Genomic DNA, 19122 nt, shown 5'->3' with positions numbered 1-19122 from the left:
AGGGCGTCCATGCCGCCCGCTTTGCGTAACTTATTTACAACATAGGTGTATTTATTTGCAACAGCGGGCGGCAACTGTTTTCACTGAGGATAGAATGCAAAAAGTAGAATTTGAATTAACATCGGAATATATCGAGCTGAACCAGTTGCTGAAGGTGGTCGGCCTGTGCGACAGCGGCGGCGCCGGCAAGCAGATCGTCGCCAGCGGCCAGGTCCGTGTCGACGGCAAGCAGGAATTGCGCAAGACCGCGAAGATCCGCAGCGGCCAGCAGGTCACGCTGGGCGATGTGCGTATCGTGGTAGTCGGTGACGGAGGCGCCGACGGCGCCTGACCTGTCGCAACCCTCTGCGCTGGTGCCACCGTTACAGTTACAGATCAGCAACCAGGAGGAAACGACCATGAACGGCTCCGAAACGAACGGCCATGATACGAAAATCGTCACGCAACACCGCCTGATCGGCGACCTGCGCCAGGTGATCGAGAACGCGGAAGAACTGCTGAAGAATACGGGGCATTACGATCACGGCCTGTACCACACGGCGCGGCACAAGCTGGCGCAGGCGTTGGCCGTCGCCAACGAAGAGCTGGAGCGCTGCGAGGAAGCCCAGCTGGCCCGGATGATCGACGCCACCGAAGCCCGGTGCCGCCTGCACGGCGACAGGGACGGCGAAGCGAAAGTGCTGCGGGCTTTCCACTAACCGCGGCCGCCGCGGGTCGCCCGGGCCGCTACGGCCCTGCCGGTTCCAATGCCGTGAACGCACCGCACCCCAGCCAGCGCCGCAATGCGGCGCCCCCATCGAAACCTGCATCGAGCCGATACGCCACGTCGAACGCGGCGGCTATCGTGCTGCCGTTCGCCAGCGACGCCAGCGCCGCATGGCAGGCGGCATCCTCTATCGTCACGTCGGCGCGCCAGCCCGGCCGGCAGACCAGCCCCTGGCTGGGCACGTCGATGGCGGGAAACGCCGTGTCGTCGCGGTGTGCTTGCCACAGCGGCACCACGGCCCAGCGCGATGCGAACGGACTTGCCGCCGGGTGCAACGTCACGCAGCTGTCCGCAAACTGTTCCGGCGTCAGCGCCGCGAAGGCCGTTGCCTCCAGCACGGGCGCTGCCGGTGCGTAGTGCGCCAGGTGCAGCAGCCACTCCAGCCGCGCCACGTCCGGCAGGTAAGGCAAGCCGGCAACGTGCGGAAAACCGTCCAGAAATGCGGCAAAGTGCTGCCCAAAACAATTCAGGTCGCCTTCCTCGGACGGGTGCGCAACGCCATATTCGGCCGACAGCGCGGCCAGGAACTCGTCACCCACCAGCTGCCTGACGACGGGATAGGCCGATGCCAGCGCCTTGTGCCAGCTGCCATGCAGATTGCCGCGATAGACGGCCATGCGCCGCGCCACGTCGGTAGCGCGCAGTTCGGCGGCGATGGCGGCCGTTCCATGAGGCGCGATCACCGCATCGGCAAAGCGTCGCTGCAGGTCCGCCAGCGCGGCGGTTTCCACGTTCGCAGCAGGTTTCCCCTCCGGCGCCACGACGGCGGCACGGGGAAACCCGGCCGCCAGCCGCTCCGCCCGCTCGGCCTGCGCCAGCAATGCCGGCAGCGGCGGCACGTCGTTATCCCACTCGATCAGCGTCGGTACGGCGCCGAAGCGCGCCAATGCCGCTTCGTACAAGGTCCAGACCGCTTCCGCCACCGCGCTGCCATGGTCATCGATGACCGCATCGGGCGTCACGCGGTGGCCACCGAGATGGAACTCGCCGACCAGCCCGACAGGAATGGCGGCCAGTGCCGCCAGCGCGTCCTCACCGTGGTTGCACTGGTTGACGTACAGATTATTGATGTCGAGCAGCAGCGCACAGCCCGTGCGCGTTGCCAGCGCGGCAAGAAACTCCGCTTCGCCCATCGTGTCGCCGCGAAAGCGCACGTAACTCGACACATTTTCAATCAGGATCCGCCGGCCGAGTACGTCCTGCACGCGTTCGATGCGCGCACTGAACAGGTCCAGCATTGCCGCGTCAAGCGTGACGGGCAACAGGTCGTGCAGGTGGCGGCCCGGCACGGCGCCCCAGCTCAGGTGCTCCGACACCAGCATCGGCTCGGTACGCCCGACGAGGTCGCGTACGCGGGCCAGGTGACGCTCGTCGATGCCATGCGCCGAGCCCAGCCCCAGCGCCACGCCGTGCAGGCCGATCGGATAGTCGCGCCGCAACCGCTGCAGCACGTGGGCATCCCAGCCGCCCGGCGCAAGGTAGTTTTCCGTGTGGACTTCCAGCCAGCCGACGGCCGGCCGGTTGTCGAGAAAAGCGCGGTAATGCGGCACGCGCAGGCCGACGCCGGCCAGGAGGGACATTATTTTTCAGGCGGAGTCGTTTTGCCGCCGAGCTTTTCGCAGGTCCCCTTGGCGACCCACTTCCACTCCATCGGCGAATTGTCGGTCTTGGCCAGCGCCGAGCAGCCGTGCGCGCCGTCGGCCGAGCCGCAGTCGTTCTGGCCGGCCTTGGCGACGCCGTAGCATTTCTCCTGTTCGTCGCCCTCGGCCGCGGTGGCCGTGACAGCAGTCGTGGCGCAGACGGTCGCCAGCGCGGCGGCCAGCATGGCTTGCTTGTTCATGTTCGTCCTTTGGTAACAGGCCGGTGCCGGCCAGAAAGAGCGATTCTAATGAAAAAGCGCGGCGCCGTGTACTGCGGCCGACTTTCAGGCCGTCGTATTGACGTGGTTGCCGAGATGCGCCGGCAGGCTCTGCGGTTGCGGCAGCGCCGACAGCAGCGCGGCGGCACTGGCGGCCTGGGCGTCCTGTGCCTTTTTCAGCATCGTGATGCCGACTTCCTGCTTCAGGCCCGTATCGGCGATCGAAGTCGCCAGCTTTGCAATGCCCATCACGTCCATACCACCTCCCGGTTGCGCCATAGCGGCTTCTCAGGGTTACGGCATGCCGGCGCCGAACTTGAGGGAGGAGCCGGTTTAAATCAGCGCTGCCCAGGATGTCGTCGATCCAAGCCAGTACGGTGGCGGGCGCGTTCAGGTCGAGCCACGCAACGCCGGGACGCAGTCCGTCCGGGGCGGGGCTGTCCGAGGCCACGGCAAGGATATGCGGATCGTCCGGGTACAGGGGCGGCTGGCCGGCGGCGGCGCGGTACACCTCCAGCTTCGGCAAGGGCCAGGACTTGAAGCCTTCCACCAGCGTCAGGTCGGCCGGCGCGAGGCGGGCCAGCTGCTCGTCCAGGCCGGGTTCCGGCGCGCCCCGCAGCTCGCGCACGATGGCGAAACGATAAGGGGACGCCACCATCACCTCGGCCGCGCCCGCCATGCGCATCCGCGCGCTGTCCTTGCGGGGCGGCTCCAGCTCCAGATCGTGATGGCTGTGCTTGATGACGTTAACCTTCAGGCCACGCTGTGCCAGGGTGGCGACAACCGTTTCCAGCAAGGTGGTCTTGCCGCTGCCGGAGCGCCCGACGACGCCGATGACGCGGCGCGCCGGGGATAGTTCGCGTTGCATCTGCCCTCCCCGTTGAATGTGCCCGCATTATAGGGCACGACGATGGGAATCAACCGGGGGCGGGCAGCTTCGCGCTCAGGGTTCGTGGCGGAACGGACCGTCGCCGCCGCGGCCTGTCGCCAGGCAGATCAGGACGACAATGGCCAGCAGCACGATGAGGCTGCCCGGCTCCGTGGCTGCGCGATCCGGGGAGATGGCCGCCGCGTGGACGGGCAAGGTGGCGGAAACCAGCAGGGACAACATGTTCAGCTTCATTCTCGGAGACTCCTGTCGTGTTTACAAAAAAGACAACAACAGGAGCATGACGAAGACTTATGACGCCCGCATGACGCCGCAGGCGTGCGCGTGGTCAGAATGCCACGCGATAGCGGTAGCCGCGGAAGCTGAACACGGCCCCCTTCGGCAACAGCTTCTCCAGCACGAGGCCGGGCGCCACTTCCTCGCCTTCGCGGCGCAGCACCTTGTCGATCAGGATCATCCGGTCGGCCGGATTGGCCGAATACATGTAGCCGTCCATCGTGTAGGCCGGGATGGCGCGGCGGATCGGTTCCGGCAGGTCGTGCAGCGCCTGCACTGGTTCCTCGGCTGACCTGGCCGCCTGCGTCGGTGCGGATGCGGGTGCGGGTGCGGGTGCGGGTGCGGGTGCGGGTGCCGCAGCCCGTGCCGCGGCCACGGGCGCCGGCGGAGTGACGGGCTCGGGCCGGCTGAGCGGTGCGGACGGTGTCGTCGGTACCGCAGCCACGACGGGCGCAGGCTGCGGTACAGGCACGACGGGAGCGGCAGCGGTTGCAGGTACCGATGCAGGCCGCTGCACGGCCGGTGCAGCGGCGGACGCAGGAGCTGGCACAGGCGTCGCCGACTGGCGCCACACCACGGCCGCCAGCCCGACGATCGCGACTGCCATGGCCGCCATTGCCACCAGCAGCGGCTTGCGCATGAGAGCGGTGCGAGGCGGGGCCGTTCCCAGCGTGGGCGCGTGGATGGTCGGGGTGGCGCCCAGCTGGCGCTCCGCTTCGGCCTTTTTGAGGGCTTCAAGAATATAGGACACTCAGTTCTCCCCGGCCGTCAGGCGCGGCTCGCGCACGCCGGACAGCTGGCTCAGGCGGATGAAAGTGCGCGGGCCGGCCACGCCGTCCGCCTTCAGGTGCTGCGCCGCCTGGAAGTCGCGCAGCCAGCGCAGCACGGCGCCATCGAGCGGCTGGCCCTCGCGCGGCATCGCTTCGCCGCGCTGCTCCGCCAGCCGGCGCGCCAGCCAGTCGACGTCCGGCCCGCGGGCGCCGGCGGACAGCTCGTCGCGCCAGGCACGCGGCGCGCGCCAGAACGTCGTGTAAGTGCCGTCGTGACGGCGTTCCAGTTCGGCCAGCGACAGCGTCTCGCGCTTGCCGCGCCGCTCCAGGGTCGCGGTGCTGCCGTTCAGCGCCGTCAGCAATGCATAGCCGCCATCGATGCCCAGCACGGCGGGACGGTTCAAGAGGCGCAACTCGTCGATGCCGGCCTTGCCCTGCAGGCAGCGCAGATCTTCGCGCACGGCCGTGGCGCACGGATCGCCATGACCCGGCGTTACACCCCACAGCGCGGCCAGGCGGTTCAGGTGCCCGGCCAGGTCGCCTGGCGCCAGCACGGGCAACGCCGGTGCCGCCCCGACCTTTACAGGGGCAGGCGCAGGTGTCAGATGCCATGCGGCCGCGGCCGTCAGCACGGCACCGGCCAGCACGCCGCCGGCAGCGACCAGCCACGGCCGCCGTACCGCCGGCTTCGCTTCGCCGGCAAACACCTCCGTCGCGGCGCGCCGGACGATGGTTTTCGTCACCTGCCGGCGATTCTCGACATACGCGCCCAGCAGGGCGCGGTCGCACAGCAGATTGATGCGGCGCGGCACGCCTTTCGTTGCTTGGTGCACGAAACCGATGACGCCCGCCGGGAACGGCGACGGGCCGACGGCGCCGGCGACGGACAGGCGGTGGGCAATATACTGGCCCGTCTCTTCCGCCGTCAGCGAGCCCAGGTGATAGCGGGCGATGACGCGTTGCGCCAGCTGTTCCAGCTCGGGCCGGGCCAGCATCGTGCGCAGCTCCGGCTGGCCGATCAGGATGATCTGCAACAGCTTGCGTTCGCTCGTTTCCAGGTTCGTCAGCAGGCGCAGCTGTTCCAGCACGGCAGCCGACAGGTTCTGCGCCTCGTCGATGATGAGAACGTTGTTGAGGCCCTGCGCGTGGTTGTCCAGCAGGTGCCGGTTGATGGCGTCGACATAGCCCTTGACGCTGACCTTGCTGTCGCCGCCCGCCGGCAGCTCGATGCGCAGCTCGTCGCAGATCGACAGCAGCAGCTCCTCGACCGACAGTTTCGGATTGAAGATATAGGCCAGCCGGCAGTTGTCGGGAATCTGCTCCATGAAACAGCGGCAGACGGTGGTCTTGCCGGCGCCGATCTCGCCCGTCAGCAGGACAAAGCCGCCGCCGCCGCCGATCCCGTAAAGCAGGTGCGCCAGCGCCTCGCGATGGCGCTCGCTCATGAACAGGTAGCGCGGATCGGGCGCAATGGAAAACGGCGACTGCTTCAGCTGAAAGTATTGCGTGTACATAAAACCTGTGGTGGCGGCCTACCGCAGCGCAGGCGGCAGCGGCTTGAACTTGGCGCAGTAGATCTTCGCCTGGCGGTTGGCATACACGATGCGCCCGCCCGAGCGCGTCTCCCGCACCGGGTACCTGGAACGGTCGATTTTCGCATAGCGCACGCCGTCCTGGGCGGCAATCGCCTCTTCCAGCTTTTCCGGCGTCGCCTCGGCCAGTGCGCCGACGAAGCTGTAGTGCCAGCTCTCGTCGCTGACGATCACTTCGCGCACGGGGTAGCCCCACAAGGTCGCGTCGGGCGTACGGAACCACCAGGCGCCACCCTCGCGCTTGTAGGGCTGGCCGAAGAACCGCACCATGTAGTCGAAATAATAACGGTTGGAGGTCTCGTCGCGGCACAGCAGGCCATTGCCCAGCACGGTGCCGAAGTGGGTGGGCACGGCGGCGGCGCCGAGCGACACCGCACTCAGCAGACAGGTGCACAAGGTCCGCGCCAGTGCGGCGGACACGCCAAGGCGCGCTACAGCTTGCCCAGCCATGCGCGATTGGCGTTGATCTTGGCCTTGGCGGACGCCGGCAATGCCTCATAGCAGCCCGGATACTGCTTCAGGGCGCTCTCGCGTACTTCCTTCTCCGCGCCGTTGATGAGGAAGACATAGAGCGTGACGCCGCCATCGGTCTTCCGGGTTCCCAGGTACTTGATCATGGTCCGATTCTCCAGCGGGCATTATGACATCTCCACGTGACGGAGGTAGCGCTGCAACGCGCGGTTGTGACCTTTCCCAACAACAATTTCACCGCTTCATTATCAGGTTATCGTGGGACGTGCCATAATCGCAATCCACCTCATCGGACCTTCATGAAAAAAATCCCCGTTACCTTGTTCCTGCTGCTGGCTGCCGCTGGCGCCCACGCCACCACCGTCACTGCCGCCGCACCGAAAACCGACGCACTCGCCGTGCTGGCCCTGGGCGTGGCGATGGCCCTCCTCAGCATCGGCCGCCGCCAGCGCCCCCAGCTGTTCCGGTAAGGTTCCACCCGCCCGTTTTTCCGCAATCCGTGCCGGGTTTCGCGGTCCGTCCCGCCGTGGACGCGTCGCTGCAAGGCTTGTCCTGTCGTGTCGGTATCACTCATCCACCACGGCGGACATCATCACCAGGCTGCCTGCCATCTTCCCTCTGCCGTTCTGCTGGCGCTGCCGTGCCGGCCGGTGCCGATTGCAAACGACGTGACAGCGTCAGGCTGACCGTCGTCGCGACCACTGTCAGGAGCCTGAAAACGCCGGCAGCGGCGACGTCGAACTGTCGCACTTTCAGGGCGACACGCTGCTGTTGACGGCATCCGGCTTGGGCGGCGTGCGCCCCAGCGGCGTGGTGCGCGGCAGTCTGGAAACGCAGTCGGACCGTCCGGCGGCAAACGGCCGTCCACGGCTCGTGTTGGACACCGGCGTGGCATGACGACGCAGGCAACGACTGACCCTGGTATTACCAGACTGGTCATGTGCCATACCAACTTCAATACCATTCGTCTCCAGCATAAACCGCTTTTAATCAATTACTTACGAGACATGCCGGCGCGAGCCGTTATGTCTTCTGACAACAGAAAACAATACCAGTTAAATACCTGTTGACAAGCTGGTTTGGGCGCCCTTATAGTCCCCACAGCTCCTCACAACCACAGTCAACATGATCGAATATCTCATCGGCGTCGATGGCGGCGGCAGCGGCACCCGCGTGCGGCTGGCCCGCCCGGACGGCAAGTTGCTGGCCGAAGGCAGCGGCGGCCCATCCGGCCTGCTGCACGGCATCCAGAATGCATGGAAGTCCGTCGAAGAGGCGAGTGCTCTGGCATTCGCTGCCGCCGAACTCGCCATCCCGCCACGCGCGGCGGTCGCCATCGGCCTGGGCCTGGCCGGCGTGCACAATCCGCAGTGGGCCGACAACTTCATCGGCGCCAATCCCGGCTATGCCGCGGTGGCGCTGGAAACGGATGCCTACACCACCGTGCTCGGGGCCCATGCCGGCAAGCCGGGCGCCATCATCGCGCTCGGTACCGGCAGCGTTGGCGAGATCCTGTGCGCGGACGGCAGCCGCCGCGAAGTGGGCGGCTGGGGCTTCCCCGCCGGCGACGAAGCGGGCGGCGCCTGGATCGGCCTGCGCGCCGTCAATCATATCCAGCAGGTGGTGGACGGACGTGTGCCAGGCGGCGCGTTTGCCGACGCCATCATCGCCGCATGCGGCGGCACCCGCGACCGCATCCAGGTGTGGCTCGCCAACGCCAGCCAGACCGGCTACGCGCAACTGGCGCGGCTGGTGCTGCAGCACGCCAGTGAGGACGGCACCGCGCGCGCCATCCTGCTCGAAGCGGGCCGCCAGGTGGCACTGATCGCCCATGCGCTCGACCCGGCCGGCACGCTGCCGATCGCCCTGTGCGGGGGACTCGGCGAGCCGATGCGCCCTTACCTGCCGCCGGCGCTGCTGGCACGCGTCGTTGCGCCCCATGGCGATTCGGCCGACGGTGCGCTGCGCCTGATCCAACAAAAACTGAAGGAGTAAGCCGTGCTTGTCCAGCTGCGCGATTTCCATCCCGATGCTTCCAGCGACACCCCGTTGTACATGCAACTGGCGAACAAGCTCTCCGACGGCATCGCCAGCGGCGACTGGCGCGCCAACGAGGCGCTGCCGTCCGAGCGCGTGCTGTCGGACATGCTGCAGATCTCGCGGGTGACGGCGCGCAAGGCGATCGACATGCTGTGCGACCGCGGCATGCTGACGCGCCGGCGCGGCTCGGGCACGTACATCACGCCGAAGCTGGAACAGCCCCTGTCGCGCCTGACGAGTTTTTCCGAAGAGCTGCGCCAGCGCGGCTTTACGGCCGGCTCGCGCTGGCTGCAGCGCGACATCGGCATCGCCGCGCCGCTGGAACTGCTGTCGCTGGGACTGTCGCCGAACATGCCGGTGGCGCGCCTGAAACGCCTGCGCACGGCCGACGACGTGGTGATGGCCATCGAGACGTCGACCATTCCGGCTGCGTACATGCCGAACCCGAACCACGTGACCGACTCGCTGTACGGCTACCTGGAAGCGAACGGCACGATCCCGATGCGCGCGCTGCAGCACATCCGCGCCATCAACGCCAACAGCGAGCAGGCCAGGCTGGCCAATATCGCACCTGGCACGGCCATGCTGCACATCACGCGCGTGAGCTATCTGGACAACGGCGCCGCGGTGGAACTGACCCACTCGTGGTGCCGCAGTGATTATTATGAATTTGTAGCGGAGTCGCGTCGATGAACGATGCCAAGCATATGGCTAACATCCATGGAAATATCCTTACACCGGGCGGCTGGATCCACGGCGCGGTCACCTTCAACGAACGCGTCGCCGGCATCAGCGGCAGCCAGGCCGACCCACAGGGCAACGCCGACGACTACATCCTGCCCGGCTTCATCGACCTGCACGTGCACGGCGGCGCCGGCAAGGACGTGATGGAAGGCGGCGATGCGATCCACAGGATCGCCGCGATCCATGCGCGCCACGGCACCACGAGCCTTTTGGCGACAACCATGACGGCGCCGCCGGAAGACATCGACGTGGCGCTGGCCGCCATCGGCAAGGCCGTGCACGCGCGCGGCAAGAACGAAGCGCGGGTGCTGGGTGCGCACCTGGAAGGCCCGTACATCAACGCAGGCAAGCTCGGTGCGCAGCCGAACTATGCGCGTGCCGCCACGCTGGCCGAAGTCAAACGCCTGGAAGCCCTGGCGCCGCTGCGCGTTATCACCGTCGCACCGGAAATCGCCGGCCACCTGGGCCTCGTGCGCGAGCTGGCCAACGAAGGCATGCGCGTGCAGATCGGCCACACGCTGGGTTCCTACGAGGACGGCGTCGCCGCGCTGGACCATGGCGCCACCGGCTTTACCCACCTGTTCAACGCGATGAGCGGCCTGCACCACCGCGAGCCCGGCATGGTAGGCGCCGCGCTGGCGCACGCCCAGTTCGCGGAACTGATACCCGACCTGCTGCACGTGCACCCCGGCGCCATCAAGACGGCATTGCGGGCGATCCCGCGGCTGTACTGCGTGACCGATTCCACCGCCGCCACCGGCATGCCGGACGGCGAATACATGCTGGGCCGGCACACCGTCCACAAATGCATGGGCGGCGTGCGCCTGCCGGACGGCACGCTGGCCGGCAGCACGCTGACATTGGACCAGGCGCTGCGCAACCTGGTCGGGCTGGGGCTCGACCTGGCCGACGCGTCGGCGCGCGTCTCGACCCACGCCGCCGATTACCTGGGCCTGGAAGACCGGGGCCGGATCGCACCGGGTGCATGGTCCGATTTCGTCGTGCTGGACCGCGACCTGAAACTGAAAGCCGTCTATATCGAAGGAGACCGTTGTGACCTCAATGATGCTTAAGGAAGCCCTGTCCGCGTCCGAATGCGTTGCGCTGCAGCTGGCGCACGATGCGGACCGTTATGCGGAGCTGGGCCGCAGGTTGAGGAGCACGTCGTTCTCCACGGCGCTGACGGTGGCGCGCGGCAGCTCGGACCACGCCTGCAACTATATCGCCTACCTGATCATGGCGCGGCTGGGCCGCATCGTCGCATCGCTGCCGATGTCGCTGGTGACGCTGCACAAGTCGCCGTTGATGACGCGCGACACGCTGACGATCGCCGTGTCGCAATCGGGCCAGAGCCCGGACGTGGTGGAGCCGATCCGCTACTTCCGCGACGGCGGCGCCACGACGGTTGCCCTCGTCAACGACATCGACTCGCCGCTGGCGCAGGCCGCTGAGTGGGCGATGCCGCTGCGGGCCGGCAAGGAACAGAGCGTGGCCGCGACGAAGAGCTTCATCACGTCGCTGGTGGCCGGCGCGCGCCTGGTGGCACAGTGGCAGAACGATCCCGAACTGCAGGCCGGCCTGGCCGCGCTGCCGGAGGCGCTGCATGCGGCCGGGCAGGCCGACTGGTCGGCCGCGCTGGACGTGCTGGCGCCGGCGCGCAACATCATGGTCGTCGGTCGCGGCATCAGCTTCCCCGTCGCGCTGGAGTCGGCACTGAAATTCAAGGAGACGTCCGCGCTGCAGGCCGAGGCGTTTTCCGGCGCCGAGATCAAGCACGGCCCGATGGCGCTGATCGACGAAGGCTATCCGCTGCTGATCTTCGCCACGCGCGGCCCACGCAGGCCGGCCTGCTGGCACTGGCCGACGAGATGCGCGGCCGCGGCGCGCGCGTGCTGCTGGCGGCGCCAGGCGACGTGGCGTCGCGCGACCTGACGCTCCCCGTCGCCGCGACGCCGGACCTGGACCCCATCGTCGCGATCCAGGCGTTCTACGTGATGGCGGCGCAGCTGTCGGCCGCGCGCGGGCTGGACCCGGACCGGCCGCGGCATCTGTCCAAGGTCACGAAGACCAACTGAGCCAACAGACGCGATGAGGCTCATGCTGACCCTTGCCAGCGTCCTGCTCGCGGTGCATGCCGCCGCGGCGCCGGTCCAGAAGATCGAATTCTGGACCTTCAGCATGAAGCCGAAATTCACACCCTACTTCGACGGCATCGTGCGCAGCTACGAGGCCGCCAATCCCGGCGTCAAGGTCGAATGGGTCGACTTCCCCTGGGATATCATCCAGACGAAGCTGGTGACGCGCATCGTGGCCGGCACCCCGCCGGCGCTCGTCAGCCTGAACGTGCCGTGGGCCGACGAATTCGCCCGCGACGGACTGCTGCAGCCGGTCGACGCATTGCTCGAACGCGGCCGCTATCTGCCAGGCACCCTGCAGGACCTGACGTTCAGCGGCAAGACGTACGGCTTCCCGCTGTACAGCAACGTGGCCGTCATCGCCTACAACACGCGGATCTTCAAGGCCGCCGCGATTCCCCATCCGCCGCGCAGCCTGGACGAACAGCTGGCCTTCGCCCGCCAGATCGCGCAGCGCACCGGCAAGGCCGGCCTGTGCCCGGCGCTGGCCAAGATCGACGGCCTGATGATGCAGCAGGGCCTGGCCGTCATCCGCAACGGCCGCGCCGTCTTCAATTCACCGGCGCACGTGGCGCTGATCCGCAAGCTGGCCGACACGTACAAGGTGGGCGGCCTGCTCAAGGACAGCCTGTTCGCCGAGGATAACTTCCCGGCCGCGATCGACGCGTACAAGGGCGGGCGCCTCGGCATGCTCCTGGCACCGCCGACAGCCGTGGGCCGCATCGCCATGGACGCGCGCGACATCTACGCCGTCACCGACGTCGCGCCCGCCCCGCTGGGCCCGACCGGCATCGCCGACGGCGGCTGGCTGATCCACTTCGGCGTCCCGGCGGGCGTTGACAAGGCCTTGCTGCCGGCCGTCGGCAAGTTTGCCCGCTACCTGACGAACGACGCCAACCAGCTGGCCTTCGCCAAGGCCGCCAGCGTCTACCCGGCAGCGGCCCGCGCCGCCAGCGATCCGTTCTTCACCACCGTGCCACCGAATGCCGGTGCCGCGGAAAAGGCCGTCGTCGCAGGCGCCGTGTCGATGCCGCACTCGCACACGCTGTACGTGGCCGGCGTCACCGACTACGACGAGTTGCGGCGTTCGCTGGTCAAAGCCGTCGAGGCGGGTGTCACGGGGCGCCAGGATATCCAGCAGGCGCTGGACCAGGCGGTAGCGATCTGGAACCGCAAGCTGGTAAAACAATTCCCGGCCCAGTCCGTGACAACAAAGGGGTCAGGCACAAAAACTGTCGCGAGCGCGGCAGTAAGCCAGAAGCGCCCGACTGGCGGTCCCAATGCTCAGGCTGTGACAGTTTTCGTGCCTGACCCCGATGTTGTCACGAACTCGGCTGTGATGATGGCGGTGGCGCCTTGAGCCGCCATACCCTTGCCGCCTGGCTGTTCCTGACGCCGGCGCTGCTGGTGCTGGCCGTGTTCTCGTTCTGGCCGGTCGGCTTCGGCTCGTATCTTGCCTTTACCGACTACAGCCTGATCCGGCCCACGCACTGGGTCGGGCTCGACAACTTCCGCTACATTTTCGAGAACGAGATGTTCGTCACGGGCCTGCGCAATTCCGTCGTGTTCCTGCTGATGGTGCCGTTCGTGCAGGTCGGCGCGCTGGCGCTGGCGGTCCTCGTCAACAACCAGCTGCCCGGTATCCGGCTGTTCCGCGCGGCGTTCTACGTGCCCGTCGTGACAACGGTGTCCGTCGTCGGCATCATGTGGGGCTTCATGTTCCACGAGCAGGGAGCCTTGAACTACGTCCTGCTGCTGTTTCGCCTAGTCGATGCGCCCGTGGGCTGGCTGTCGCACGACGGCATCGCGCTGTTTGCCATCATGTTCGTGACGATGTGGCGGGGGCTGGGCTGGTACATGGTGATGTACCTGGCGGCGCTGCAGGCGGTGCCTGCGGACATGCAGGAGGCGGCCATCCTCGACGGCGCCAATCGCTGGCAGCGCTTCTGGAAGATCACCGTGCCGATGCTGCGCCCGACGATTGCCGTCTGCACCATTCTCTCCGTGCTGGCCGCGCTGAAGGCCTACCAGGAAGTGGACGTGCTGACCCAGGGCGGCCCGATGAACTCCACGTTCACGGCGCTGTATTACGCGTACGACCAGGGCCTGAAGCACCTGAAGCTGCCGCGCGCGCTGGCGGCCAGCTTCATTGTTTCGCTGCTGTGCATCGGCATCGCCCTGCTTTGCCTGCGCTGGCTCAAGCCGAAGCACCGATGAAGAAACTGGCCCATTACCTCGTGCTGTGCGCGATCGCGCTGCTGTGCGTTTTTCCGTTCTGGTGGACGCTCGTTACCGCCGTCTCCACCGAGGGCAACGTCTTCGCGTTCCCGCCCACGTTCTGGCCCAAGGCGCCATCGCTGGACAACTTCGCGGAGGTATTTCGCGTCATTCCACTGCTGACGTTCTTCAGGAACTCCGTCTTCATCGCCGCCTGCACCGTGCTGTGGAAGCTCGTGCTCTGCTCGATGGCCGCCTACCCGCTGGCGCGCATGCGTTTCAGGGGCCGCAAGCTGGTGTTCGGCCTGATCCTGGCCACGCTGGTGCTGCCGTCGGAGGTGAACTTCCTCGTCAACTTCATCACGGTCACAAAACTGTCGCTGGTCGACACCTACACGGGCGTGATCCTGCCGAACGTCGTCACGGCCGTCGCCATCCTGCTGCTCAAGCAGGCCTTCGAAGAGGTGCCGCAGGACCTGATCGACGCGGCCCGCGTGGACGGTGCCTCCGAATGGACCATCTTCACCCGCATCATGCTGCCGTTGATCGCACCCTGGCTGGCGACGGTGGGCATCCTGACGGCCGTCGAGGCATGGAACGAGTACATCTGGCCGTCGATCGTCATGAGCAAGCCCGATGAATTCCCGCTGTCCGTCGGCGTGCTGTACCTGCGCGGCACGTTCGGCAGCAGCACGCGCGTCATCGCGGCAGGCACGATCCTGACGATCCTGCCGACACTGGCAGCCTTCCTGTTCGCGCAGCGCTTCTTCATGCGCGGCATGGACGGCGCGGTCAAATAACAAACAGAGACAAGAGGAGCACATGGACAATCAAAAGAGCGCACGCAGCCCGCTGACGTGGGTCCCCACGCTGTACCTGGCGCAGGGCCTGCCGTTCTTTTCCGTCGCGCTGATCGCCAGCATGATGTTCAAGAGCATGGGCGTGGCCAATACCGACATCGCGCACTGGACGGCCTACATCGGCATGGCGTGGATTTTCAAGCCCCTGTGGAGTCCCTTCCTCGAACTATTCAGCAGCAAGAAGCTCGTCGTCGTCGCGTTCCAGCTGGCCAGCGGGGTATTCTTCGGGCTCGTCGCGCTGTCCCTGCACCTGCCGTTCTGGCTCGCGGCCAGCGTGGCGATGCTGGCCTGCGTCGGCATCAGCGCGGCCACGCACGATATCGCCTGCGATGGCGTCTACATCACCAGCCTGACGCAGAAGCAGCAGGCGCAATACGCCGGCTGGACTGGGACGTTCTTCAACGCCGGCCGCTTCATCGCGCTGGGCGGCCTCGTCATCCTGGCCGGTCATCTGGAGAAGACGCAGGGCATCGTGCCGGCATGGACGACGATCTTCGTCATCCTCGCCATCACGATGGTGGCGCTGGCGGCGTACCACGCATGGGTGCTGCCACTGGCGAAAAACCCTGTCGCCGAAAACACCAGCGTGGCCGGCATCGCCCGCACGCTGTGGGAAGTCATCGTCGACTATTTTCAAAAGCCCGGGATCTGGATGTCGATCCTGTTCATCATCTGCTTTCGTGCCGGCGAGGCGCAGGTGCAGACCATCGGCCCGCTGTTCCTGCGCGACGCGCTGGACAAGGGCGGCCTGGGACTGACCACCGCGCAGGTGGGTACCGTCTACGGCACCAGCGGCACGATTGCCTTTATCATCGGCTCCATCGCCGGCGGCTATTTCACGTCGTGGCTCAGTCTCAAGCGGGCGATGATCTTCCTGATCCTGGCCGTCAACCTGCCCAACCTCGTGTTCTACTTCCTGTCCACGTGGCTGCCCACCGACCTCACCGTCATCGGCGCGGCACTGAGCCTGGAGATGTTCGGCTATGGCTTCGGTTTCGTGGGGGTCATCCTGTACATGATGCAGGTCGTCGCCCCCGGCAAATACCAGACCGCGCACTACGCCTTTTCGACAGGGATCATGCAGCTGGGCTTCGTGCTGTTCAAGTTCTACAGCGGCGAAATCCAGGCGCACCTGGGCTACCAGCACTTCTTCATCTGGGTGCTGCTGTGCGCCATCCCCGTGACGTTGATGGCGCTGTTCATTCCGCTGACGTCGCGCGTGCAGGCGGAGCCCGCGCAAACTCCCGCCATAGAGGATGCACGGCCTTCCGCCGCCGCGCGCTGAAGGGCCAGCCGGCCACGGGGAGGCCGGCCGGCATCACCACATGCACATGTGGGCTTTTTCCTTGGCCGTTGGCACGGGCAGCACGGCACCATTCGCGTTCTTCGTCAGGATCTGCCCGTAGCAGCGCATCGCCTGCAACTGATACACGACGAAGTATTCCTTGCCCGCCTCCGGCACGAAGCTCATGGGCGATACGCAGGTGTATCCACCGGGCAGGCCGGCGGTGGAAAAGCCCGGTTCCACGTAGAGTTTACGGCCGGCCGGGATGACCGTGAACGGCTGCTTCTGGTCCATCATCGCCTTGGGGCACTCGTTGGTCTCGGAGATGTACACGAACGGGATCTTGTCCGTCCCCAGCTTCAACACGGCAGTGGGCGCACCGGCGGGGCCCTGGTAGGCATACGGCGTCTTGCATCCGCTCAGTGCCAGCGCCAGCGCGACAAGAGGAACGAGCAGCCTCATTTGACGCCCCACAGCGCCTGGAAGTTGAGCTTCGCGATACCGGCCTTCATCCCCTCTTTCAGCTTCGCCAGGTCGTTTTCCTCGAGCTTCTTCAGGTCGCCGCCTAGCTGGAACACTTCCATGTGATTGAGATTACTGTTCCAGACCACCTTGCCGGTCGTCAGGTCGACGACACGCACGTTCGGCTGCGCGGTGACGATCACCATGCCATACCCTGCCGCATTACCGTACAGGTCCATGGCGGTCATGTCGACCAGGTAGCGATACCCCTTCTGCCGCAGTGCGCCGGTTGCCGTCTCGAGCGCGGCATCCTTCGGCCACGTGCCGAAGTACAGCGGAATCGGCAGCAATTTCGTTCCGGCGATCTCCGGATGACTGATCTGCGCGTCCGCCTGCGCGCGGCCGATCAGGAAGCTGTTTGCCGCCGTCAGTTGCGGGGCCGGGATCGCACCGTGGACACTGTCGGCGTTGAATCCCTGCGCGCGCAACGCCTCGACGGCATAGCGCGTCATATCCTCGTCCGCGGACCACAGGCCGGAAAAGTCCTGGCGGGAGGTCTTGGTCTCCAGCCAAAGGACCCGGTACAGGGTTTCGATGTAGTTCACCTGCTTGGACACCACCTTGTAATTGACGGCGATCCGTTCCGACTTGATCGTCGAAATATCCGCGCCGTCGATGGCGGGCACGGCGGAAGGTGCGGATGCGCAGCCGGCGAGGACCGCGCACGCAATGATCAGGAGGAGACTAATTTTTTTCATTGGTACTTTCGTTAAGGTTGTAGGCCTGCAGCAGCTTGCCGTCGGCACCGAAGACGCAGATCAGCGCGACGCGCTCGTCGCCGATCACATTCTTGCTGCCGATGTCCGCATAGCTGACGAGGTTCGAGCTGGGCGTATACGGCGTGGACGACACGGGCAGCGGGATGAAGTAGCTGGTACTGATCGGTTTTCCCGTGTAGTACCAGTACTCCCTGCTGCCGTCACCGGACTTCTCTGTGGATCGGGGCAAGCCGATGGTGTTGACGACGTCGCTTTTTGCGCTTTTTCCAGGCTGCAGGGCATGCTGCTGCAATGCGTCGGAACGCTCGATCGACGAACATCCGGCCAGCACCAGCAACGCGGGAACAACGGCATGAAGGAGAGGAAAGCGACGCATATCGGCCTTGGCAAAAGGAGCCGAATATACATCAATAATTAACAATGGGATACGTAAATATTCTAGTGGAAATACTCTGGAGTATTTGCGGAAGCCGCATTTCCGCGCCTTCGCCGAACCCGACGCAGGCACGGTCCGCAATCGGTCGGACGGGGGAACAGAGTCTTACAATTGTGTCCATTCGAACCCCGGCTGTTGTCCAATTTATGGGACAATAAGTGTTTGTCATTCTGAATGAAGGATCATTTCATCATGCCCCAGTTCCGCATCGCCCGCATTAGCCTGCTGCTGGCCGCCATCGGCCTGTCCGCCGTGCCCGCGCTGACCCCTGCATTCGCCCAGGACAAGGCTGCCCCGGCCGCCGAGGCGCCGAAGGATTCCGTGCGCCCGGAGATCTACAAGCTGGTCGAGCCAGCCCAGATCAAGGCGCTGATGGACGCGAAGAACTACACCGAAGTGCAGAGCCGCCTGGACCAGGCCGAAGCCCTGCCGAACAAGACGCCGTACGAAATCTTCGTCCTGAACCGCATGCGCATTTCGCTGGGGTCGGCCACGAACAACACGCAGATGACGACGACGGCGCTGGAATCGGTGATCAACTCGGGCAAGCTGCAGCCGGCCGAGCAGAAGGACTTCATCGCGGCCCTGGGCAATATGTACTACAACGCCAAGGAGTACCAGAAGGCCATCACCTGGTTCAACCGCTACCAGACGGAAACCGGCGATAACAAGATGCGTCCGTACATCATCCGCGCCTACTACTTCAGCAACGACTTCGCCACCGCCAAGACGGAACTGCTGAAGGATCTGGAAGCGGCGCAGAAGTCGAACACGGCACCGAAGCTGGAAGAGCTGCAGCTGCTGGCCAACACGGGCGCCAAGACGAAGGATCAGGCGACGTATCTGCTGGCCGTGGAAAACCTGGTGCGCTACTACCCGTCGGACGACTACTGGACCGACCTGCTGAGCCGCACTCAGGGCAAGGCCACGTACTCGACCCGCTTCGCGCTGGACATCTACCGCCTGCAGAAGGCGGCCGTATCGAAGATGTCGGCGGAAGACTATGCCGAGATGGCCGACCTGGCCCTGCTGGCCGGCCAGCCGATCGAAGCGAAGCAGGCGCTGGACGCCGGCTTCACCGCCGGTGTGCTGGGCAAGGGCCCGAACGCGGACAAGCACAAGAAGCTGCGCGCCCAGGCCGACCGCCAGGCAGCGGACGACATGAAAAACATCGGCAGCGGCGAAGCCTCGGCCCGCAAGTCGAAGAACGGCACCGGCCTGATCAACCTGGGTTACGCCTACGTCACGATGGGCCAGTACGACAAGGGCATCGCGCTGATCCAGGAAGGCATCGCCAAGGGCGGCCTGCCGAACGCGGAAGACGCCAAGCTGCGCCTGGGCTACTCGTACGCGCTGGCCGGCAAGAAGGATGAAGCCATCAAGACGCTGCAGACCGTGCAAGGCGCGGATGGCCGCGGCGACCTGGCGCGCTACTGGACCATCTGGGTGAACCGGCCGGTCGGCGGCGCCGCCGCGCCGGCGCAGGCTGCCCAGTAAGCATTGCCTGCACCGGCAAAAAGCGGGAACGGCTTCGGCCCGACC

General features: G+C 65.9%; 22 protein-coding genes and 2 pseudogenes. 12 read left to right on the top strand and 12 right to left on the bottom strand.

Annotation, left to right across the window (positions count from 1 at the left end; genetic code table 11):
- Positions 1 to 94: 94 nt before the first annotated feature.
- Together E1742_RS22780 and E1742_RS22775 are read left to right on the top strand one after the other, a co-directional pair.
- A complete protein-coding gene (locus tag E1742_RS22780) occupies positions 95 to 331 on the top strand; it encodes an RNA-binding S4 domain-containing protein (RefSeq protein WP_134387377.1) in 237 nt (78 codons plus the stop codon).
- A 67-nt stretch (positions 332 to 398) separates the two neighbouring features.
- Complete coding sequence (locus E1742_RS22775; protein WP_134387376.1) at positions 399 to 698, top strand: hypothetical protein; 300 nt, start codon at positions 399 to 401, stop codon at positions 696 to 698.
- A gap of 28 nt (positions 699 to 726) precedes the next feature.
- Here the strand turns inward: E1742_RS22775 and bufB are convergent, their stop codons facing one another.
- The 9 genes and pseudogenes from bufB to E1742_RS22730 all read right to left on the bottom strand — a co-directional run bounded on the left by bufB (position 727) and on the right by E1742_RS22730 (position 6768).
- A complete protein-coding gene (bufB, locus tag E1742_RS22770) occupies positions 727 to 2346 on the bottom strand; it encodes an MNIO family bufferin maturase (RefSeq protein ID WP_134387375.1) in 1620 nt (539 codons plus the stop codon).
- Positions 2346 to 2606 (bottom strand): BufA1 family periplasmic bufferin-type metallophore, encoded by a 261-nt coding sequence (locus E1742_RS22765; protein WP_134387374.1) that lies wholly within the window; start codon positions 2604 to 2606, stop codon positions 2346 to 2348. The genes bufB and E1742_RS22765 overlap by 1 nt, the downstream gene beginning before the upstream one ends.
- Positions 2607 to 2690: 84 nt before the next feature.
- Positions 2691 to 2903 carry a YjfB family protein gene (locus tag E1742_RS22760; protein ID WP_229466256.1) on the bottom strand — a complete coding sequence of 71 codons (213 nt, stop codon included), beginning with the start codon at positions 2901 to 2903 and terminating at the stop codon, positions 2691 to 2693.
- 82 nt (positions 2904 to 2985) lie between these two features.
- Positions 2986 to 3492, bottom strand: a pseudogene (mobB, locus tag E1742_RS22755) (molybdopterin-guanine dinucleotide biosynthesis protein B); the annotation flags it as partial.
- Between the two features lie 75 nt (positions 3493 to 3567).
- Complete coding sequence (locus E1742_RS22750) at positions 3568 to 3747, bottom strand: hypothetical protein (protein ID WP_134387373.1); 180 nt, start codon at positions 3745 to 3747, stop codon at positions 3568 to 3570.
- Between the two features lie 94 nt (positions 3748 to 3841).
- Positions 3842 to 4540 carry a general secretion pathway protein GspB gene (locus E1742_RS22745; protein ID WP_134387372.1) on the bottom strand — a complete coding sequence of 233 codons (699 nt, stop codon included), beginning with the start codon at positions 4538 to 4540 and terminating at the stop codon, positions 3842 to 3844.
- Positions 4541 to 6073 (bottom strand): ExeA family protein, encoded by a 1533-nt coding sequence (locus E1742_RS22740; protein WP_134387371.1) that lies wholly within the window; start codon positions 6071 to 6073, stop codon positions 4541 to 4543. It abuts the gene before it with no gap.
- An 18-nt stretch (positions 6074 to 6091) separates the two neighbouring features.
- Positions 6092 to 6601, bottom strand: a complete 510-nt coding sequence (locus tag E1742_RS22735) for a hypothetical protein (protein ID WP_134387370.1) — start codon at positions 6599 to 6601, stop codon at positions 6092 to 6094.
- Positions 6583 to 6768, bottom strand: a complete 186-nt coding sequence (locus E1742_RS22730; RefSeq protein ID WP_134387369.1) for a hypothetical protein — start codon at positions 6766 to 6768, stop codon at positions 6583 to 6585. The genes E1742_RS22735 and E1742_RS22730 overlap by 19 nt, the downstream gene beginning before the upstream one ends.
- A 153-nt stretch (positions 6769 to 6921) precedes the next feature.
- Between E1742_RS22730 and E1742_RS26265 the strand changes: the two genes are divergently transcribed.
- The 9 genes and pseudogenes from E1742_RS26265 (at position 6922) to E1742_RS22690 (ending at position 15903) form a co-directional block, all read left to right on the top strand.
- Positions 6922 to 7092 carry a hypothetical protein gene (locus tag E1742_RS26265; protein ID WP_166793543.1) on the top strand — a complete coding sequence of 57 codons (171 nt, stop codon included), beginning with the start codon at positions 6922 to 6924 and terminating at the stop codon, positions 7090 to 7092.
- Between the two features lie 655 nt (positions 7093 to 7747).
- Entirely contained in the window at positions 7748 to 8617 is an 870-nt protein-coding gene (locus E1742_RS22725; RefSeq protein ID WP_134387368.1) for a glucosamine kinase nucleotide-binding domain-containing protein, read from the top strand.
- Positions 8618 to 8677: 60 nt separating this feature from the next.
- Entirely contained in the window at positions 8678 to 9355 is a 678-nt protein-coding gene (locus tag E1742_RS22720; RefSeq protein ID WP_134388296.1) for a GntR family transcriptional regulator, read from the top strand.
- Entirely contained in the window at positions 9352 to 10479 is a 1128-nt protein-coding gene (gene nagA, locus E1742_RS22715) for an N-acetylglucosamine-6-phosphate deacetylase (protein ID WP_166793542.1), read from the top strand. The genes E1742_RS22720 and nagA overlap by 4 nt, the downstream gene beginning before the upstream one ends.
- A pseudogene (locus tag E1742_RS22710) lies at positions 10469 to 11481 on the top strand (SIS domain-containing protein). Before nagA ends, E1742_RS22710 begins: the two are co-directional and overlap by 11 nt.
- A gap of 22 nt (positions 11482 to 11503) precedes the next feature.
- Entirely contained in the window at positions 11504 to 12901 is a 1398-nt protein-coding gene (locus tag E1742_RS22705) for an ABC transporter substrate-binding protein (protein ID WP_206076700.1), read from the top strand.
- Positions 12898 to 13758, top strand: a complete 861-nt coding sequence (locus E1742_RS22700) for a carbohydrate ABC transporter permease (RefSeq protein ID WP_134387366.1) — start codon at positions 12898 to 12900, stop codon at positions 13756 to 13758. Before E1742_RS22705 ends, E1742_RS22700 begins: the two co-directional genes overlap by 4 nt.
- Complete coding sequence (locus tag E1742_RS22695) at positions 13755 to 14558, top strand: carbohydrate ABC transporter permease (protein ID WP_134387365.1); 804 nt, start codon at positions 13755 to 13757, stop codon at positions 14556 to 14558. Before E1742_RS22700 ends, E1742_RS22695 begins: the two co-directional genes overlap by 4 nt.
- Before the next feature lie 22 nt (positions 14559 to 14580).
- Positions 14581 to 15903 carry an MFS transporter gene (locus tag E1742_RS22690; protein ID WP_134387364.1) on the top strand — a complete coding sequence of 441 codons (1323 nt, stop codon included), beginning with the start codon at positions 14581 to 14583 and terminating at the stop codon, positions 15901 to 15903.
- A gap of 33 nt (positions 15904 to 15936) precedes the next feature.
- On the opposite strand, the gene E1742_RS22685 is transcribed toward E1742_RS22690, so the two are convergent.
- The 3 genes from E1742_RS22685 to E1742_RS22675 are packed head-to-tail and all read right to left on the bottom strand — an operon-like array spanning position 15937 to position 17565.
- On the bottom strand, positions 15937 to 16365 hold the full coding sequence (locus E1742_RS22685) for a hypothetical protein (RefSeq protein ID WP_134387363.1): 429 nt from the start codon (positions 16363 to 16365) through the stop codon (positions 15937 to 15939).
- Complete coding sequence (locus E1742_RS22680) at positions 16362 to 17123, bottom strand: hypothetical protein (protein WP_134387362.1); 762 nt, start codon at positions 17121 to 17123, stop codon at positions 16362 to 16364. Before E1742_RS22680 ends, E1742_RS22685 begins: the two co-directional genes overlap by 4 nt.
- Entirely contained in the window at positions 17110 to 17565 is a 456-nt protein-coding gene (locus tag E1742_RS22675; RefSeq protein WP_134387361.1) for a hypothetical protein, read from the bottom strand. The genes E1742_RS22680 and E1742_RS22675 overlap by 14 nt, the downstream gene beginning before the upstream one ends.
- A 207-nt stretch (positions 17566 to 17772) precedes the next feature.
- On the opposite strand from E1742_RS22675, the gene E1742_RS22670 reads away from it, so the two are divergent.
- A complete protein-coding gene (locus E1742_RS22670; protein WP_134387360.1) occupies positions 17773 to 19077 on the top strand; it encodes a tetratricopeptide repeat protein in 1305 nt (434 codons plus the stop codon).
- Positions 19078 to 19122: the final 45 nt, after the last annotated feature.

This window comes from Pseudoduganella plicata (genome assembly GCF_004421005.1).
Classification (GTDB): domain Bacteria; phylum Pseudomonadota; class Gammaproteobacteria; order Burkholderiales; family Burkholderiaceae_D; genus Rugamonas; species Rugamonas plicata.
The sequence above is the reverse complement of the archived record's forward strand: the minus strand, read 5'-3'. Positions and strand labels throughout refer to the sequence as shown.

What these genes read in the sequence shown, in the direction of transcription:
- E1742_RS22720 (WP_134388296.1), top strand. Translation starts at nt 8,678, where the DNA reads ATGCAACTGGCGAACAAGCTCTCCGACGGCATCGCCAGCGGCGACTGG.
- E1742_RS22725 (WP_134387368.1), top strand. Translation starts at nt 7,748, where the DNA reads ATGATCGAATATCTCATCGGCGTCGATGGCGGCGGCAGCGGCACCCGC.
- E1742_RS22765 (WP_134387374.1), bottom strand. Translation starts at nt 2,606, where the DNA reads ATGAACAAGCAAGCCATGCTGGCCGCCGCGCTGGCGACCGTCTGCGCC.
- E1742_RS22730 (WP_134387369.1), bottom strand. Translation starts at nt 6,768, where the DNA reads ATGATCAAGTACCTGGGAACCCGGAAGACCGATGGCGGCGTCACGCTC.
- E1742_RS22775 (WP_134387376.1), top strand. Translation starts at nt 399, where the DNA reads ATGAACGGCTCCGAAACGAACGGCCATGATACGAAAATCGTCACGCAA.
- E1742_RS26265 (WP_166793543.1), top strand. Translation starts at nt 6,922, where the DNA reads ATGAAAAAAATCCCCGTTACCTTGTTCCTGCTGCTGGCTGCCGCTGGC.
- E1742_RS22705 (WP_206076700.1), top strand. Translation starts at nt 11,504, where the DNA reads ATGCTGACCCTTGCCAGCGTCCTGCTCGCGGTGCATGCCGCCGCGGCG.
- E1742_RS22670 (WP_134387360.1), top strand. Translation starts at nt 17,773, where the DNA reads ATGCCCCAGTTCCGCATCGCCCGCATTAGCCTGCTGCTGGCCGCCATC.
- E1742_RS22750 (WP_134387373.1), bottom strand. Translation starts at nt 3,747, where the DNA reads ATGAAGCTGAACATGTTGTCCCTGCTGGTTTCCGCCACCTTGCCCGTC.
- E1742_RS22695 (WP_134387365.1), top strand. Translation starts at nt 13,755, where the DNA reads ATGAAGAAACTGGCCCATTACCTCGTGCTGTGCGCGATCGCGCTGCTG.
- nagA (WP_166793542.1), top strand. Translation starts at nt 9,352, where the DNA reads ATGAACGATGCCAAGCATATGGCTAACATCCATGGAAATATCCTTACA.
- E1742_RS22740 (WP_134387371.1), bottom strand. Translation starts at nt 6,073, where the DNA reads ATGTACACGCAATACTTTCAGCTGAAGCAGTCGCCGTTTTCCATTGCG.
- bufB (WP_134387375.1), bottom strand. Translation starts at nt 2,346, where the DNA reads ATGTCCCTCCTGGCCGGCGTCGGCCTGCGCGTGCCGCATTACCGCGCT.
- E1742_RS22680 (WP_134387362.1), bottom strand. Translation starts at nt 17,123, where the DNA reads ATGAAAAAAATTAGTCTCCTCCTGATCATTGCGTGCGCGGTCCTCGCC.
- E1742_RS22735 (WP_134387370.1), bottom strand. Translation starts at nt 6,601, where the DNA reads ATGGCTGGGCAAGCTGTAGCGCGCCTTGGCGTGTCCGCCGCACTGGCG.
- E1742_RS22690 (WP_134387364.1), top strand. Translation starts at nt 14,581, where the DNA reads ATGGACAATCAAAAGAGCGCACGCAGCCCGCTGACGTGGGTCCCCACG.
- E1742_RS22685 (WP_134387363.1), bottom strand. Translation starts at nt 16,365, where the DNA reads ATGAGGCTGCTCGTTCCTCTTGTCGCGCTGGCGCTGGCACTGAGCGGA.
- E1742_RS22780 (WP_134387377.1), top strand. Translation starts at nt 95, where the DNA reads ATGCAAAAAGTAGAATTTGAATTAACATCGGAATATATCGAGCTGAAC.
- E1742_RS22760 (WP_229466256.1), bottom strand. Translation starts at nt 2,903, where the DNA reads ATGGCGCAACCGGGAGGTGGTATGGACGTGATGGGCATTGCAAAGCTG.